Genomic DNA, 16251 nt, shown 5'->3' on the forward strand with positions numbered 1-16251 from the left:
AAACCTTTAAATATTTAACATCTCACTCATATTCCAAATAGGAGTAAAAATAGCAAGCATAATCCACAGTATCAATAAAGAGATTAGTATAAAAAAAATGGGCTCAATAAAAGAAGTCAAAGTTTTTATTTTTTTGTCAAACTTCTTCTCATACATAACTTGTAATCTTTGAATACAAATATCAATTGTACTTCCAGCTTCACCACTTCTAATTAAACTAATAACTAACTCATCAAATAGTTGGGTTGCTTCAAAAGCATCTGCGATTGATTTACCATTTTTAAGATATTTATTAATAGACGATATTTTATCCAAAAGGTATTTGTTTTTAATTAAAATAGACGCATTTTCCAAACATAGATGAAATTCATATTTTGACTTTAACAAAATATTCAAGGCTACAAAAAAGTTATACAACTCATAAGTCTTTGATAGAGTTCCAATTATTGGTAAATATTTTATTATAATTTTATCTCTTAAATAAAACAAAGCTTTATAGTGATTGATTATGTATTTCAAAAATAAATACAAAATAACCACAAATAAAAGAAGATAAAAAAAGTAGTCCAAAAAGAAATTTTTTGTTTCCAATAAGATAATAGTTGCAAGTGGTAATTGCATCTGATATTGTAAAAATATATTTTCAAATTTTGGTACAACAAAGCTAAAAATTAAACTCAAAGCAAAAATAAATGTAACTAAGACAACTAAAGGATATCGTAAAGATGCCTTTAAATCCTTTTTATTTTTCATTTTGATTTTTAGAAGTGTTGATAATGCAGACATAACAGATTTGATGTTTCCATTTTTTTCAAAAATTCTAAAAAAAGGAATAATTATTGGATCTAAATCATTCTCATATTTTTTTAAAGCTTCAAAAATTGGTTTTCCATTTTGAAGTGCACTATTCATTGATTTAAGAAGTTCCAATAAATAACTATTTTTGATGCTTTTAATTAAGATTTTAACTGCATCTGCTAATAAAATATTTGATTCAAGCATTATACTTAACTGTATAAAAAGCTCAATTATTTGCTCTTCATTTGGCTTTAAAAACAACTGTAAATTTTTATAATCAAACTTTTTTATCTCTTTTATTTTAATTATATTTTTTGGTAGATTCTCATTTTCTAAATTATTTGTTATTATGTTTTGAGATTTTATTTTTTGGTTTTCTTGATAATAAATTTTATATTTTTTCAAAATAATACTTTGTTAACTTCTTCAATTGTTGTGAGTTTTTTTTCTACCTTTTCATTCGCATCATCTTGCAAAGTTTTAAAACCATTTTTTAGTGCATAAGATAAAAGTTCACTTTTGTCAAAGTTTTTAGCCACAAAAGATGAGATAACTTCATCAAATTCCAAAAACTCAAATAATGATAATCTACCGTCAAACCTTGTATAGTTACATTTACTACAACCATCTTCACAAAATGAACAAAGTTTTAAAACCAATCTTTGAGCAATTACAGCTTTTAATGTTGATGCAACTAAATAAGGCTTAGCATTTAAATCAAAAAGCCTTGAAAGAGTAGAGATAGAATCGTTTGTATGAAGTGTACTAAAAACTAAATGACCAGTTAATGAAGCTTGTATTGCAATACTTAAAGACTCTTCATCTCTTATCTCACCTATCATAATAATATCTGGATCTTGACGTAAGATATTTTTTAATACATCATTAAACTTTAATCCTATTTCATTATTAATGGATACTTGCTGTATGCCTTTTATTTGATACTCTACTGGATCTTCAATTGTTATAATTTTTTTAGAATTATCATTTAGTTCATTTAATATGGAGTATAAAGTAGTAGTTTTCCCACTTCCCGTAGGACCTGTAACAAGTATCAGCCCATTTGATTTTAGAATTGACTTTTTTACTTTCTTTAAAATTTTGCTATCAAAACCTATATCGTTTAAATTTTTTTTGTTAACTCCATTATCTAGTATCCTTAATACAATAGACTCACCAGTTATTGTAGGCATAGTTGAAACTCTAAAATCTATCTTTTTTGCACCTATTATTTTCTCAAACCTTCCATTTTGAGGCTCTCTTCTTTGTGTAATATCCATATTTGAAATAAGCTTAACATATGAACTAAGGATAGAATAAAGCTCTTTTTCAAAGCTAAAAAAAGTTTTTAAAACTCCATCAATTCTTAATCTTATAATCAAACAATCACTTAATGTTTCAAGATGAATATCACTACATTTTTTTTCTAATGAATAATCTAAAAGTAAATCAAAAAAACTATGTATGGACTTTTGTTCATTTAAATATATGGCATCTTTATAATACTTAAAAATATTATGCTTTATTTCAAAATCATCCAAACAAAATAAAATCTCATTTTTAGATGATTTAAACTCTTTTATTACTAAATTACTATCCAACTTTTCAATATCTTTACTATCATCACATGAAATTATAGTAAGAAAATATTGGTCTTTTTTTATTGGCAATATTAATTTAGCTTTTAAAAGTTCTAAATCAAATGTACTTATTAAAGAATAATCACAAATAAAACTATCTAGTAAACTCATTTTTATATATCCAAATATTTTCTTTTTTACCATTATTTTCTAACACTATATAATCACCCTTTACTGAAATAATTTTTTTATTGTTTATAAAACTACCTACTTCATGCCATTTTTTATTTATCATTACTTTTTCATTTACAATTGCATCAATTGTTATTTCAATACTTTGATTGATGATATTTGGGGTTATTTTATTAGTTCTATATAAAATATCATTGGTCACAATTTTTGCAGTTTGTTTTTTATAAAAATTTTTCTCTTTAAGTAGTTCAACTTCATAATTAAACTCCACAACTCCATCACTTAAAACATGAAAATTAAATTTTTTTATGACTAACTTATCACTATATTTTTCAATAAAATCAATAATTTTTAAACTCTCTTCAATATTACAATTAAGTTGAAATAGGATATTTTTGGGCATTATTTTTAAGTTTTTGATATGAAGGTTATTTTTCTTTATCTCTTCTTCTATAGCTTCTACTAAATCAAATAACTTTATATCTTTCTCTTTTACACTTATTTTGGGTAATGAATTTTTTTGATTTGTATCAAGTTCATTTTGAGCAGTTAAAATATAAATAAACATACCAAATAATACTAAAGGGAATAGATATAATAATAACTTGTAGTAGATATTAGAAAGTAAGTGTTGAACTAATTTCATAGCCATCCTTAATTTCTAAAAATGAATTAATTTTGATATTTTTATGTATTTTGAAAAAGTTATATGCAGATTCTCTAGTTTTTGCAATAAATATAACTGTTATACTATTTTTTGAGAAATCAAATTTTGATATTTTCAAATCAAACTCTTGAATTTTATTAAATAAAAATGAGATTTTATAATAAAAAGTTTCTTTAGGAATTATGTTTTTTTGGTGTTTTTTTAGTATCTCTTCATTTTCTATTTTTTCATTTTGCTTTAATAACTTATCATAATAATCAGCAATAAAAAGTGATGTACAAAGAAAAAACAAAACAACAAGATAAGAAAAATAGAGTTTCATATCTCTGTTATCTTTTATATATACTAAAGTTGGTTTAATTTGATTGTTTGTTAAATCTGAACTATTTATATAAATAGTCTCTTCTATTTCAAAGGCAAATCTTTTGTTAATATATTCAATAATATCTTGAGATAAAAGTTCCTTTTCTATTTTTTGAAAGTAATAAAACTTTGAATCAATAAATAAAAGAAAATACTCTTCAAAATAGACTAAAACTCTTTTACTATGAATGTCACTCTTTTTTATATGTTCAGTTATCATATCAATAATTGTAATTTTACATTTGCTTTTATAATAACAAACAAAATACTCTTTTGTAAGATTTAAATATGTGTAAAATATGTTGTGATTTTTGATTTGACAATTTGTCTCTTTAAGATTATGAATAATAAAGCTATCAATATTTTTATCTAGAATCTCTTCAGATACTTTTATTAAAGTAGTAAAAATAGAATCAAATAAAATTACTTTTTTTAACATTCTAAGTTTCCTAAAAATATAATAATGAATTATATTATTAAAATACTTAAAAGTTATCTATAAATTACATATATATAATTATTATGTAATTTATAGAAGTTTAGAAATTAAACTTAGTCAATATCATAACCTAAGTCTTTTAATCCCTCTTTATTTTTTGTCCAACCTTTTTTTATAGAAACAAAAAGTTCTAGGAAGCATTTTTTGCCAGTAAGTTTTTCTATTTTGAGTCTTGCATCTTTTCCTATTCTTTTTATAGCAGTAGCATTTTTTCCAATAATCATACCCTTTTGAGTAGATTTTTGTACGATAATTGTTGCTTTTATAACATCAACATTTGACTTTTCTTCAACTTTATTTATGATAACATCAGTTTCATATGGAATTTCATCTGATATATTTTCAAAAATAGATTCTCTAATAAACTCTTTAAAGATATCTCTTAAGTGTTCTGTTGTCAAAATTTCTGGGTCAAATAAATATGGATGTTCTGGTAAGTATTTAACCACATCATCTAAAATATCAGCATGAGTTGTCGCTTTTTTTATAGATACAGGAATAATAGATTCATATTTATCCGAGTACTTTTCATACTCTTTCATCTTTTCTAATACTTCACTATTAGAAACAAAATCAATCTTAGTAAGTAGTAAGATATGTTTTGTATTTTTTTTGTTCTTTTCTAAAAATGCCTCATAATGAGTAATTTTATCAGTAACTGGTGCTAAAAATAGAATTAAATCACAGTCTCCCATAGCTTTTAGTGCTTCATCAAGCATAAATTGATTTAGTAATTTCTCTGTTTCATGAAGTCCTGGAGTATCCACAAATATAACTTGGTCATCATTGTGCATTACGATTATATTTGATCTTTTTCTTGTAGCATTGGCTTTATGAGAAACCATTGCAATCTTTTCACCAACCAACCAATTTAATAGTGAACTCTTACCTGCATTTGGTCTTCCTATTACTGATACATATCCGCATTTTGTCATTTTATCCCTTTGTAATCAATACGAAGTTTTCCTTCGTAAAATCTAATTTTTTCGCATTATACAATAAAATCATCTTTTTCTGAAACTAAGTGCCTCTAAAATATGTTCTTTTTTTATATTTATCGAATTTTCTATATCTGCAATCGTTCTTGCTACTTTTAAAACCTTGTTTATACTTCTAAATGATAATGAATAATTTTGTGTTGCTTTGTTCAAGATATTTTCACCCTCTTCATCTAAAACACAATATTTTTTTATATCTTCATTTTTTAGTTTTCCATTTAAATCTTTTTGTCCCCTTTGTTTTTGTAATTTAAAAGTATTTAAGACAATTTCGTGCATTTTTTTAGAATTTAAATCTGCTTTATCATCATAATTAACTTCATTCATAGTAACAAACAAATCAATTCTGTCACAAAAGGGGTCTGATAATTTTGATTTATACCTTGTAATTTCCATCTCATTACATCTACACTGTTTAGTCGAACTTAGCAAATTACCACAAGGGCAAGGATTCATTGCACATGCAAATAAAAACTTTGTTTCATAGTTTACTTTTGAATTAACCCTTGATATTAATATTTTATAATCTTCCAATGGTTCTCTCATAGCTTCAAGTATAGTTTTTGGGAAATGTGGTAATTCATCGAAAAAAAGTATTCCATTGTTAGAAAGTGCAACTTCTCCTATTTTTGAACTCTTTGTTCCTCCACCAAAAATTGATGCCTTTGTTGAAGTGTGATGGGGAGATCTAAATACCCTACTTCCATCAAAATTTGGCTCTATAAGATTAAGTGAATCTAGTTTTGCTTTTTCAAGTATTTGTTCTACTGTTTGAGGAGGCATAATATATTGCAATCTTTTTATAATCATAGATTTTCCACAACCTGGACTTCCTTCAAATATAATATTATGGTTACCACTAACAGAAATTAAAGCTGCTCTTTTTGCTAGTCTTTGTCCTTTTACATCATTGAAGTCCAACTCATATTTTTTATTATAAAAAAATAGTTCATTATTTATTTGTAATGTATCGCATGGGATTTTAGGCTGTTTAACTTTATAATTTTCCTTATCTTTTGAATTAAAAAACATAATTGCTTCATTTAAATTTTTTACGCTATATACATTGATGTTAGGTATCATTGCGATTTTTTCTTCGATTGATTTTGGTACAAGAACATTCAAATCTTTTATTTTCTTTGCTAAAGATAATATTGATGGAAAAATTGAGCTATTATCTTTTAGTGTTCCATCCAGTGCAAGTTCAGCAAAAATAAAAAAGTCATCAAATTTTACTTTTGTATCATACATAGCAATTAATAGTGCAATTGATAAATCAAAGTGGGTACCATTTTTATTTATATCAGATGGGGAAAGGTTTATAGTGATTTTTTTAGGGGGAAATTTAAAGTCATTGGTCAATAAAGCTGACTTAACCCTATCTTTTGACTCTTGTATTGAAGAACTTGCTAAGCCAACTATGGAGAAACTTGGTAGCCCCTTCGTAAAGGTAGCCTCTACATCAACGCAAATAGCATCTAAAGATTCTAATGTAGCACTTTTTATAGTTTTCATATAAAATCCATATAATAATTATTTTATTTATTATATGTAATTTTATATTAATTTATTTGTAATTTATTTACTCTTTTGAGCTTTTTTATACTCTTTTTCAAATTTTTTTCTTTTTATCAAAGATAATTTTTCAATAAAAAGATGACCTTCAAGGTGATCCATTTCATGTTGCCATGCAACTGCTAAAAAATCTTCTGCTTCCATTTTTTGATTATTTCCAAATCTATCTTGATACTCTACAATAATATGCTGAGCTCGTTTAACATCTTCATTAAATCCAGGCACACTTAAACAACCTTCTGTAAAAACTTGAACACCATCTTTATATGCTATTTTAGGATTTATTGCTTCTATTAAAGAGTCTTTTTTTTGGATATCTTCTTCATCTGGAATTAAGATAATAAGTACGTTTAATGGAACTGCCACTTGAATAGCAGCAAGTCCAACTCCATTTTGTGCAATCATTGTATCATACATATCATCCAAAAGTGTGTGAAGTTGAGAATCAAACTCTTCCACATCTTTTGACTTTGTTCTAAGTAGTTTATTTGGATAAGTTATTACTTCTCTTACCATTTTAACTCTTATTTGTGATTTGTAATTACTTCGTCAATCAATCCATATTTACAAGCTTCTTCAGCACTCATAAAGTTATCTCTATCAGTATCTTTTTCAATAACTTCTAATGGTTGACCTGTTTGCTCTGCAATCATTGCATTTAGAGTATCTTTCATTCTTTGAATCTCTTTTGCTTGAATCTGAATATCAGTAGCTTGACCTTGAGCTCCACCTAATGGTTGGTGAATCATAACTCTAGAATTTGGTAAAGAGTATCTTTTACCTTTAACTCCAGAACTTAATAAAAATGCTCCCATAGATGCAGCTTGTCCTATACAAATAGTACAAACATCTGGTTTGATATAATTCATCGTATCATATATAGACATTCCACTTGTAATAACTCCACCTGGAGAGTTTATGTATAAATAGATATCTTTATCTGGATCTTCAGCTTCTAAGAAAAGTAATTGTGCTACAACTGTAGAAGCAACAGCATCATTTATCTCTCCACTTAACATAATAATTCTATCTTTTAGAAGTCTTGAATAAATATCATAACTTCTTTCACCTCTACCAGATTTTTCTACAACGTATGGAATATAACTCATATAATTTTCCTATTAATTTATTTACCTAATTTTTCGTCAAATAATTTATTTAAAACTTTATCTTCAATCATAGACATTTTAATAGCTGGCATATAACCTGCATTTTGATATTGTTTTAAAACATCTTGTGGATTTTGTCCATTTTGCATTGCTTCATAATAAATTACTTGTGTAACTTCTTGATCACTTACTTCAACACCTTCTGCAAGTGCTAGTGCATCTACAATAAATGTAGCTTTTACAGAAGTTTCTGCTTCAGCTCTTAATTCTTCTCTTATTTCATCTACTTTAGAAGCATTTTCTTGAAGTTCTTTGATTTCTTCTTCTTTCATAGTTCTTACTTTATTATTTAAAGCATAGTTAACTTCTTGCTCAACTACAGTTGTTGGTAAAGCGAATTTAACTTCAGAAACTAATTTCTCTAAATATTCAGGTTTTAATTCTTCTCTATAATATGTGTACATTAACTCTGTTTTCATTTGCTCTTCAATTTTAGCTTTTAAAGTATCTAATGTAGCATTTTCTTCATTTGGTAACATTTTTTTAGCAAATTCATCATCAAGTTCTGCAGGAACTTTTTCTTGAATTTCATGTAAAGTTACTTTAAATACTGCTTCTTTACCTGCTAAATCTTTTGATTGGTAAGATTCAGGAAAAGTTACAACTACATCTTTTTGCTCTTCATATTTCATACCTAAAATTTGTTCTTCAAATCCTGGAATAAATGCACCTGAACCAATTTCTAATGGATATTTTTCAGCTTTTCCACCTTCAAATGCAACACCATCAACAAATCCTTCAAAATCAATAACAGCGAAATCACCTTCTTTTACCATTCTTTTTCTTTTAATTTTTTCTAATGGAGCAGAACCTTTAGCAAGATTTTCTAATCTTTCATTGATATCTTTTTTCGCTACTTTTTTCTCTTTAATAGCAGGAATAAGTGATTTATAATCACCTAAATCAAATTTTGGTTTGCAAGATACTTTAAGTTCAACATCAATGTCACCATTGTCATTTTTTTCATATTTAGTAATAGCTGGCTCACCTATTAATTCTTCATTCGCAATTTCTAACTTAGCTAAAGATTCTTGTAATAAATCTCTTAATACTTCATTCGCAGCATCTTCAGACAATTTATCACCATATCTAGCTTTAACAACATTTACAGGAACTTTACCTTTTCTAAATCCTTGAATGTTCATCGTTTTAGCAGCTTCTTTAGCAATTTTGTCTATTTTTGCATCGATTGCAGCTTTATTCATTGTTGCAGATATTTCTGCATTAGCTTCGTCAACTCTTTTTGCGTTAAATTCCATTAACTTTTCTCCAATATAATAATTTTGAGCGATTTTATCTAAATTTTACTAAGGCTTTTATAAAATTAATTTTTAATCAAATCTACACAAAAGAGTGTTTATGCAATTTTTATACCCTAATGTACTTTTTTTTATGTTAATCCCTATATTGATATTATTTTTTTTAATTATTACCCAAAAAAGTAAATTTGAGAAAATATTTGACCAAAATATTATAAATAAACTCTTAATTTCCAATTCAAATCTTACAAAAAAAAGTAGAAATATTATACTTTTTCTTTCACTTGTTTTTATGGTAATTGCCCTTTCTAGACCAGTAACAAATGAAAAAGAACAAAATATTGAACAAGAACTTGTACCTGTGATTTTTGCAATAGATGCTTCTAAATCTATGCTAGCTCAAGATGTTTATCCAAATAGATTAACTATGGCAAAAAATAAGATTTTAAATCTAATAAAAACACCAAATGAACTCTCAATTGGTGTTTTAATATTTGGTGAATCATCTTTTATTTTATCTCCACTTACAAATGATTTTAGTTCTCTTAACTTTTTAATTGAAAATTTTGATTATAATTTAAATATCAATGATGGTTCAAATATATTTTCTGCCCTTGAAGCATCAAATAAACTATTAAAAAACTACAAAAGTAAAAATGTTATATTTTTAACTGATGGTGGAAATAATGATAGCTTTGACGAAGAAACTGATTATGCGAATAAAAATAATCTTAATGTTTATACAATCACAATAGCAAATAACACACCTACTCCTATACCCACAAAAAATGGATATCTTAATGATAAAAATGGAAATATTGTAATGGTAAAACTTAATGAAAATATTAAATCATTGAGTTTAAATACCAAAGGTGGATATACAAACTATACGGTTAATAATGATGATATAAACTCAATAATCAATGATATTTCAAATAAAACAAAAAAGACATTAGTGGAATTAAAAAAGCAAAAAACCTATACAGAACTTTTTTATTATCCTTTGGGATTTGCTATATTTTTGATGTTGATTAGTTTCTCTTCTTTACCTAGTTATAAGTCTGTTTTAAAGCTATCTTTGTTATTGATTTTTTTTCAAAATATAAATTTAGAAGCATCTATTCTTGATTTTAATGAAATAAAAGATGCAACAAATGCTTACAATAATAAGGATTTTAAAACAGCTTCCAATAAGTTTAAAGATTTTATTAATACACAAGAAGGGAAATATAATTTTGCTAATTCTTTATATGAAGAAAAAAAATATCAAAGTGCTTTAGATATGTATAAAGATATTACAACTTCAAATGAAAATCTTGAATTTAAAAAACTTCATAATATGGGTAATACCTATGTCAAATTAAATGATTTGGAAAATGCCAAAAAAATGTATGAAAAAGCTTTAAAAATAAAAGATGATAAACAAACAAAAGAGAATTTAGAAATAGTAAAAAATGCCCTAAAGAAAAACAATCAAAATCAAGATAATCAAAATCAAGATAATCAAAATCAAAATGATAACAAAAATAATGATAATAAAAAGAATGATACGCAAAAACAAAATAATGAAAATAAAGAAAACGATACTAAAGAACAAGTAGATAACGAAAAACAAAATAGACAAGATGATTTAAATAAAAAAGAAAAAAGTGAGGAAAAAGAAGCTAGCCAATCTAAAATAAGTGATGAGATATTGTCAAAAAAAGAAGAAAAAAAGTGGCTTGATTTACTTGAAAATAAAAAGATTCCAATACTTTTGAAAAAAGTTGAGACAAAGAACAACTCAAAAGATAATTCTTCGTCTCCTTGGTAAGATTAGTAGTTAGCTGATTTTCTCATTTGCATTAACTCTCTTTGAACAGAGATATTAATTTGCTCATTTGGTTCAAAATTAACTGCATAATTTTTACCATCATAGTCAACTGAATTTAAAATAATTTTCATAGCTTCAACTCTAGATAAAAACTTATCATCACTTCTTACAATATGCCATGGCGCACTTCTTGAATTAGTTCGTCTTAACATCTCATATTTTTTCTCTGAAAACTCTCCCCATAAATCTTGGGCTTGCATATCAACTTCTGAAAACTTCCATTGTCTAAGTGGGTCATTAATTCTTCTATCAAATCTTCTTTTTTGTTCATCTTTTGAAACTGAAAAATATAGTTTGATTAGAATCATTCCTTGTCTTACTAAATCTTGCTCAAAATTAACAACATCTTCCATAAAGATTTCATGTTCTTCATGTGTACAAAATCCAAAGATAGGCTCAACCATTGCTCTATTGTACCAAGAACGGTCAAATAAAACTATCTCTCCACCAGTTGGAAAATGTTGGATATATCTTTGAAAAAACCACTGATTTCTTTGTGTATCATCTGGTTTACCTAAAGCAACAACCCTATAGTGTTTGTTATTCATATATCTAGTAATTCTTCTGATAGCTCCACCCTTACCAGAAGCATCTCTACCTTCAAAAAGAATAATCATTCTTTTATTCTCTTTTTCTAGATAATTTTGTAGCTTAATTAACTCAATTTGATAGTTTTTAAGCTCCTCCAATTCATATATCTTCTGAATACCATGCTTCATAATTTCTTTATCTAAAGATTTATAATTACCTAGTAATTCTTTCATAATTTTATTTTCAGAAACTAATTTTTCATACTCTTTATTAGTTAAAGTTTGATTTTTATTTTCAATTTCAACTTGAGACTCTTCTTGAGTAGAAATTATACTGTCCCTATAATTATTCATCAATGTTATTGCTTCTCTTTTTGTAATATTATCTTTTTTTGAATAACCTAAAACTTTTACATATCTTTTTTTATCATATTGAAATCTTGCTACATATTTTTTTCCAAAAGTTACATGGGCAACTTTTGAAACATATAATCCATTATAATCAGTCTTTTCAAAATCATTTAAATTCATCTATTATACCTTTGCAAATTTGTTTTCTTTTTCCATAAATTCAATCTCTTCGGTTCCAGAATTTATAATGCTATTATCCACATTAAATAAATCAGACTCAACTTTATCTGGATACTCCACATTTGATAATATATATCTTATACAATTTAATCTAGCCAATTTTTTATTATCACTTCTAATAACTGTCCATGGTGCAGTATCAGTATTTGATGCCATTAACATCGAAAACTTAGCAGTTGTATAGTTATCCCAAAGTTTTTGAGATTCTTTATCTACAGGAGAGAGTTTAAACTGCTTAAGTGGGTCAATTTCTCTTTTTTTAAATCTTTTAGCTTGCTCTTTTTTTGAAACAGAAAAATAAAATTTAAACAAAATTATTCCTGATTTTACAATCATTTTCTCAAACTCTGGAACTTCCCTTAAAAACTCATGGTGTTCTTCTGTAGTACAAAATCCCATAACTGGTTCAACACCACCCCTGTTGTACCAAGATCTATCAAAAAGAACAATTTCACCTGCACTTGGTAGATGTTGAGTATATCTTTGAAAATACCATTGAGTTTTTTCTATATCACCAGGTTTTCCAAGAGCTACAATTCTTGCTCCCCTAGGATTAAGATGCTCGGTAATTCTTTTTATAGTACCACCTTTTCCTGCAGCATCTCTACCTTCAAAAATCATCAAGACTTTCAGTCCCTTATCTTTTACATAATTTTGAAATTTTAAAAGTTCAATTTGTAAAAGAGTAAGTTCTTTTTCATACTCTAAGGTCTCTTTTTTAACCCAAATTTGAACTTTTTTGCCCTTTTGCTTTAATTCTTTTCTTTTTCTTTTATAATTTTTAGACTTATGCTTTAAACTCTGATGGGTATCAATTTCCTCATTTTCTTTAAATTCATCATTAATAATATCTCGTTTTTGTCCCATCGTTATTGCCTTTTATATTTTAAAGTCTTGATTTATACTCATTATATCCAAAGTTTTTTACAATTTGGTAACAACCATCTGATTTTTTTATTGCAATAGATGGTAACTTAATTCCATTAAAAGTAGTTGTTTTAACCATTGTATAATGTATCATATCCTCTAGTATTATTTTATCACCAACTTTTAAAGGCTCATCAAAAGAGTAATCTCCAATAATATCACCTGCTAAACAAGTATTACCACCAAATCTATAATTATATTTTTTTACATTAATTTCAGCACTATTTCTTATATCTGCTCTATATGGCATAGCAAGGGTATCTGGCATATGAGCTTCAGCTGATGTATCTAATATTGCTATATCCATACCATTGTTTACGATATCTAAAACAGTTGCAGTTAAATATCCTGTTTTCCATCCTACTGCTTCACCTGGCTCCATATAAACAACCAAATGAGGATATCTATTTTTAAACTCTTTTAATAACTGAATTAAACTATTTACATCATAATCTGCTCTTGTAATATGGTGTCCACCACCAAAGTTAACCCACTTCATTTGAGGTAAAAATTCACCAAATTTTTCTTCAAAATTACTTAAAGCACCTTCTAAAGCATCTACATTTTGCTCACAAAGTGCATGAAAATGAAGTCCGTCAACATTTGAGATTGCATCTTTATCAAAATTTTTTCTTGTAATTCCAAGTCTTGAAAAGGCTCCACAAGGATTATATAAGTCAACTTCAACAGAAGAAAACTCTGGATTAACTCTTAATCCAATAGAAGTTTTACCAATAGCTTTATGTTCAAACTGTTTTAACTGTGAAATTGAGTTAAAAACAATATGGTTTGATATTGATACTATTTCATCTACTTCTTCTTCTTTAAAAGCAGGTGAATAAGTATGAACTTCTCTTCCAAACTCTTTAGAAGCTAAAAGTGCTTCATGAAGTCCAGATGCACAACAACCTTGCAGATACTCTTTACATAAATCAAAAGTTGAATAAAGAGCAAATCCTTTTAAAGCAAGCAATATTTTTATGCCTGCTTCATCTTGAACTTTTTTTAGAAGTTCAAGATTTTTCTTTAGAAGTTCTTCTTCACAAACGAAACAAGGACTTGGTAATTCCTCAAAACTATTTACAATACTATCCATTATATGGCTCAAAATCTTCTTTATGTACACCACAATCTGGACACTCCCAATCTTCTGGAAGTTCTTCAAAAGGTGTACCTGGTGCTATTCCACTATCTTCATCACCAATTTCTGGATCATAAATATAATCACAAATTGTACAAATATATTTTTGCATTGTAAATCCTTTATCAAATTATAATTCTAATATTTTCCAAGGAAGACCTTGTTCCATCAACTCATCCATAAATGGTTTAGCATCAAACTCTTCTATGTTAAATACCCCTGTATTTTTCCAAATACCTTTGTATAATAATTTAGAACCAATCATTGCAGGAACACCTGTAGTATAACTTACAGCTTGAGCACCCGTTTCTTTATAACACTCTTGGTGGTCACAAATATTATAAATATAAACTTTTTTAGCTTTACCATCTTTTATACCTTCAATGATACAACCAATGTTTGTTTTTCCAACAGTTCTAGGACCTAAGCTAGCAGGGTCTGGTAATAATGTAGTTAAAAACTCAATAGGAGTAATCATCATTCCTTTGTGTTCAACTGGCTCTATTCCTAACATACCAACATTTTGTAAACAATTCATATGTGCAATATAAGAATCTCCAAATGTCATAAAGAATCTAATTCTTTTAAGACCTTTAATATTTTTTGATAAAGACTCTAACTCTTCATGGTAAAGTAAATATGAAGGTTTAACTCCAACCTCTGGATAATCATGGTCAACTCTTATTTCTAAAGGTTTAGTTTCAATCCATTTTCCATCTTCCCAATATCTACCATTTGCAGATACTTCTCTTAGATTAATTTCTGGATTAAAATTTGTTGCAAAAGGGTATCCATGATCACCAGCATTACAATCCATAATATCTATATAATGGATTTCATCAAAAAGATTTTGCTGTGCATAAGCACAAAATACACCAGTAACACCTGGGTCAAATCCAGAACCTAATAATCCCATGATTCCAGCTTCTTTAAACTGATTATTTCGTGCCCATTGTTCTTTATACTCAAACTTAGCTTCATCTGGATGTTCATAATTTGCAGTATCCACATAATCAACACCACATTTTGTACAGGCATCCATGATTGTTAAATCTTGATATGGTAATGCCACATTTAAAACTAATTTTGGATTTACTTTTTCAATAAGTATCACTAAATCATCTACATTATCAGCATCTACAGAAGCAACTGAAATCTCTACATTTTGATTTTTTAAAATATCATCTCTGATTGCTTCACATTTAGAAATAGTTCTTGAAGCTAATGTAATTTTCTCAAATGTATCTATATTCATTGCACACTTAACAGTTGCAACACGACTAACTCCACCAGCACCAATAATTAATATACCTTTTTTCATAAAAACCTCTAATTTTAAAATTCTACTATTATATTAAAATAATAGTTAAAGAATGACAAGGTTACCAAAATTTGATTATAAAAATATTACATAAATATAAATTCTATTTAAAGAATTTTAGGATATAATGTCTCCCTTTGATATGGGGATGACTTGGTATCGATTAGAGCAGTGAGGATTGGTTGCATGTCGGCCTGAACATGCCGTTATACGGTTCATTTTTTTTAGACGCAAATAATACAAATTACGCTCCAGCTTACGCAAAAGCTGCGTAAGTTTAACAACTTATTGACTCGCCTAACGGCTTGAGTCTCGGAGGCTGGCACTACAGATTCTATCTATGTAGGTTATCGCTGGTTCACCCTAGATAGATTATCTTTAAAAGAATGATTGACTTTTATTGAGAAATTTTAAATCTTAGCTTTATAATCGCCTTGCGGGTTGAGTTGTTATAAAGTGAAATTTTTCAGCCCCTCTAAGCATGTAGACGCTGGTAGTAGCTGTTTTAAGACTGGAGTTCAATTCTCCACATCTCCACCAATCAAGAATACAATATAACTCAAAAATATATTATAAACTCCCAAGTAATAACATACCCCTTAAATTTTGTGTAGCAGAGGAGATTGACTATTGCAATTCATTTATGCAATGAGATAATGATTTAAATCTAATAACAACTAATTCAAAAAGGATATAACATGACTAATTTTATAAGAATACAAGATATGATGAAAAAAACTGGTATTACAAGAAGTAATATATAGTTAT

Annotated in this window: 15 protein-coding genes and 1 other RNA gene; 2 read left to right on the top strand and 14 right to left on the bottom strand. The window is 27.0% G+C overall.

The genetic code is table 11. From position 1 onward, the window contains the following. Positions 1 to 6 precede the first annotated feature (6 nt). From ACQY5W_RS06005 to tig, 9 genes are all read right to left on the bottom strand, one after another. Positions 7 to 1203: a type II secretion system F family protein gene (locus tag ACQY5W_RS06005; RefSeq protein WP_428024049.1), complete on the bottom strand. Its 1197-nt coding sequence runs from the start codon at positions 1201 to 1203 to the stop codon at positions 7 to 9. After that, the gene (locus tag ACQY5W_RS06010; protein ID WP_428024050.1) at positions 1200 to 2549 is read right to left on the bottom strand and encodes a GspE/PulE family protein; all 1350 of its coding nucleotides are present in this window, start codon (positions 2547 to 2549) and stop codon (positions 1200 to 1202) included. Before ACQY5W_RS06010 ends, ACQY5W_RS06005 begins: the two co-directional genes overlap by 4 nt. Next, on the bottom strand, positions 2533 to 3216 hold the full coding sequence (locus ACQY5W_RS06015; protein WP_428024051.1) for a hypothetical protein: 684 nt from the start codon (positions 3214 to 3216) through the stop codon (positions 2533 to 2535). Before ACQY5W_RS06015 ends, ACQY5W_RS06010 begins: the two co-directional genes overlap by 17 nt. Then, entirely contained in the window at positions 3188 to 4039 is an 852-nt protein-coding gene (locus tag ACQY5W_RS06020; RefSeq protein WP_428024052.1) for a hypothetical protein, read from the bottom strand. Before ACQY5W_RS06020 ends, ACQY5W_RS06015 begins: the two co-directional genes overlap by 29 nt. Positions 4040 to 4152: 113 nt before the next feature. Then, on the bottom strand, positions 4153 to 5034 hold the full coding sequence (gene era, locus ACQY5W_RS06025) for a GTPase Era (protein ID WP_428024053.1): 882 nt from the start codon (positions 5032 to 5034) through the stop codon (positions 4153 to 4155). Positions 5035 to 5103: 69 nt separating this feature from the next. Continuing rightward, complete coding sequence (locus tag ACQY5W_RS06030; RefSeq protein ID WP_428024054.1) at positions 5104 to 6612, bottom strand: YifB family Mg chelatase-like AAA ATPase; 1509 nt, start codon at positions 6610 to 6612, stop codon at positions 5104 to 5106. A gap of 63 nt (positions 6613 to 6675) precedes the next feature. Further along, positions 6676 to 7188: a peptide deformylase gene (def, locus tag ACQY5W_RS06035; protein ID WP_428024055.1), complete on the bottom strand. Its 513-nt coding sequence runs from the start codon at positions 7186 to 7188 to the stop codon at positions 6676 to 6678. 8 nt (positions 7189 to 7196) lie between these two features. Further along, a complete protein-coding gene (gene clpP / locus ACQY5W_RS06040) occupies positions 7197 to 7781 on the bottom strand; it encodes an ATP-dependent Clp endopeptidase proteolytic subunit ClpP (protein ID WP_428024056.1) in 585 nt (194 codons plus the stop codon). 17 nt (positions 7782 to 7798) lie between these two features. Next, positions 7799 to 9100 carry a trigger factor gene (tig, locus tag ACQY5W_RS06045; protein WP_428024057.1) on the bottom strand — a complete coding sequence of 434 codons (1302 nt, stop codon included), beginning with the start codon at positions 9098 to 9100 and terminating at the stop codon, positions 7799 to 7801. Between the two features lie 100 nt (positions 9101 to 9200). Between tig and ACQY5W_RS06050 the strand changes: the two genes are divergently transcribed. After that, complete coding sequence (locus ACQY5W_RS06050; protein ID WP_428024058.1) at positions 9201 to 10913, top strand: vWA domain-containing protein; 1713 nt, start codon at positions 9201 to 9203, stop codon at positions 10911 to 10913. 2 nt (positions 10914 to 10915) lie between these two features. Here ACQY5W_RS06050 and ppk2 (ACQY5W_RS06055) read toward each other — a convergent pair whose 3' ends face one another. Genes ppk2 (ACQY5W_RS06055) through ACQY5W_RS06075 form a run of 5 tightly spaced genes read right to left on the bottom strand, consistent with a single transcriptional unit; the run spans position 10916 to position 15483 of the window. Continuing rightward, positions 10916 to 12034 carry a polyphosphate kinase 2 gene (gene ppk2, locus ACQY5W_RS06055; RefSeq protein ID WP_428024059.1) on the bottom strand — a complete coding sequence of 373 codons (1119 nt, stop codon included), beginning with the start codon at positions 12032 to 12034 and terminating at the stop codon, positions 10916 to 10918. Positions 12035 to 12037: 3 nt separating this feature from the next. Further along, entirely contained in the window at positions 12038 to 12961 is a 924-nt protein-coding gene (gene ppk2, locus ACQY5W_RS06060) for a polyphosphate kinase 2 (protein ID WP_428024060.1), read from the bottom strand. 19 nt (positions 12962 to 12980) lie between these two features. After that, on the bottom strand, positions 12981 to 14117 hold the full coding sequence (nspC, locus tag ACQY5W_RS06065; RefSeq protein WP_428024146.1) for a carboxynorspermidine decarboxylase: 1137 nt from the start codon (positions 14115 to 14117) through the stop codon (positions 12981 to 12983). Then, positions 14110 to 14274 (bottom strand): rubredoxin, encoded by a 165-nt coding sequence (gene rd / locus ACQY5W_RS06070; RefSeq protein ID WP_428024061.1) that lies wholly within the window; start codon positions 14272 to 14274, stop codon positions 14110 to 14112. Before rd ends, nspC begins: the two co-directional genes overlap by 8 nt. An 18-nt stretch (positions 14275 to 14292) precedes the next feature. Next, the gene (locus ACQY5W_RS06075; RefSeq protein WP_428024062.1) at positions 14293 to 15483 is read right to left on the bottom strand and encodes a saccharopine dehydrogenase family protein; all 1191 of its coding nucleotides are present in this window, start codon (positions 15481 to 15483) and stop codon (positions 14293 to 14295) included. A 144-nt stretch (positions 15484 to 15627) separates the two neighbouring features. Here ACQY5W_RS06075 and ssrA point away from each other — a divergent pair. Further along, positions 15628 to 16023: a transfer-messenger RNA gene (gene ssrA / locus ACQY5W_RS06080) on the top strand. The last annotated feature ends 228 nt before the right edge of the window (positions 16024 to 16251 follow it).

Origin of the sequence: Arcobacter sp., assembly GCF_050300555.1 — a bacterium.
Taxonomy (GTDB): Bacteria; Campylobacterota; Campylobacteria; order Campylobacterales; family Arcobacteraceae; genus Arcobacter.

What these genes read in the sequence shown, in the direction of transcription:
- ACQY5W_RS06010 (WP_428024050.1), bottom strand. Translation starts at nt 2,549, where the DNA reads ATGAGTTTACTAGATAGTTTTATTTGTGATTATTCTTTAATAAGTACA.
- ACQY5W_RS06015 (WP_428024051.1), bottom strand. Translation starts at nt 3,216, where the DNA reads ATGAAATTAGTTCAACACTTACTTTCTAATATCTACTACAAGTTATTA.
- ACQY5W_RS06020 (WP_428024052.1), bottom strand. Translation starts at nt 4,039, where the DNA reads ATGTTAAAAAAAGTAATTTTATTTGATTCTATTTTTACTACTTTAATA.
- era (WP_428024053.1), bottom strand. Translation starts at nt 5,034, where the DNA reads ATGACAAAATGCGGATATGTATCAGTAATAGGAAGACCAAATGCAGGT.
- ACQY5W_RS06030 (WP_428024054.1), bottom strand. Translation starts at nt 6,612, where the DNA reads ATGAAAACTATAAAAAGTGCTACATTAGAATCTTTAGATGCTATTTGC.
- def (WP_428024055.1), bottom strand. Translation starts at nt 7,188, where the DNA reads ATGGTAAGAGAAGTAATAACTTATCCAAATAAACTACTTAGAACAAAG.
- clpP (WP_428024056.1), bottom strand. Translation starts at nt 7,781, where the DNA reads ATGAGTTATATTCCATACGTTGTAGAAAAATCTGGTAGAGGTGAAAGA.
- tig (WP_428024057.1), bottom strand. Translation starts at nt 9,100, where the DNA reads ATGGAATTTAACGCAAAAAGAGTTGACGAAGCTAATGCAGAAATATCT.
- ACQY5W_RS06050 (WP_428024058.1), top strand. Translation starts at nt 9,201, where the DNA reads ATGCAATTTTTATACCCTAATGTACTTTTTTTTATGTTAATCCCTATA.
- ppk2 (WP_428024059.1), bottom strand. Translation starts at nt 12,034, where the DNA reads ATGAATTTAAATGATTTTGAAAAGACTGATTATAATGGATTATATGTT.
- ppk2 (WP_428024060.1), bottom strand. Translation starts at nt 12,961, where the DNA reads ATGGGACAAAAACGAGATATTATTAATGATGAATTTAAAGAAAATGAG.
- nspC (WP_428024146.1), bottom strand. Translation starts at nt 14,117, where the DNA reads ATGGATAGTATTGTAAATAGTTTTGAGGAATTACCAAGTCCTTGTTTC.
- rd (WP_428024061.1), bottom strand. Translation starts at nt 14,274, where the DNA reads ATGCAAAAATATATTTGTACAATTTGTGATTATATTTATGATCCAGAA.
- ACQY5W_RS06075 (WP_428024062.1), bottom strand. Translation starts at nt 15,483, where the DNA reads ATGAAAAAAGGTATATTAATTATTGGTGCTGGTGGAGTTAGTCGTGTT.